The organism is Streptococcus sp. KR, from assembly GCF_002238115.1.
GTDB lineage: Bacteria > Bacillota > Bacilli > Lactobacillales > Streptococcaceae > Streptococcus.
Window position 1 is genome coordinate 1 of the sequence record NZ_NGVM01000169.1, and the last position, 398, is coordinate 398.

The following is a 398-nucleotide window of genomic DNA, read 5'->3' on the forward strand; positions in this document are numbered from 1 at the left end:
ATGCCATGAACCAAGTGTATAAGGATTATATTTTGGATTATCATTTTGAAAAAGCTGATATCTTTGTCAATCAGACTACGAATCAAGCCATTGCTATGGTGTCTTATAATGTAACCTATGTATCCGATTTAAAGAATGCCAACCAATCAAAGACCAATCAGACAGAAACCAGAACGGTTAAGTTGTCTTATTCGAAACTACCAGGTAAGTTATTGGTCAATCAAGTACAGGTTTGGAAATCTGGGTTAGATGATTTAGATAATGCAACTCCTAAAACTTTAGAAGAATCATCATCAATACCATCACTGCCAAATACTACGACAAAATGATGATATTGCATGGGAATAGAAGAATGTAAGCAAATTTCAATTCTTGATGTAGCCAATCGTTTAGGTATC

At 34.2% G+C, this 398-nt stretch carries 1 pseudogene; it reads left to right on the forward strand.

What is annotated here, in order from left to right:
* A pseudogene (locus CBI42_RS11450) lies at nucleotides 1-329 on the forward strand (peptidylprolyl isomerase); the annotation flags it as partial.
* Nucleotides 330-398 lie beyond the last annotated feature (69 nt).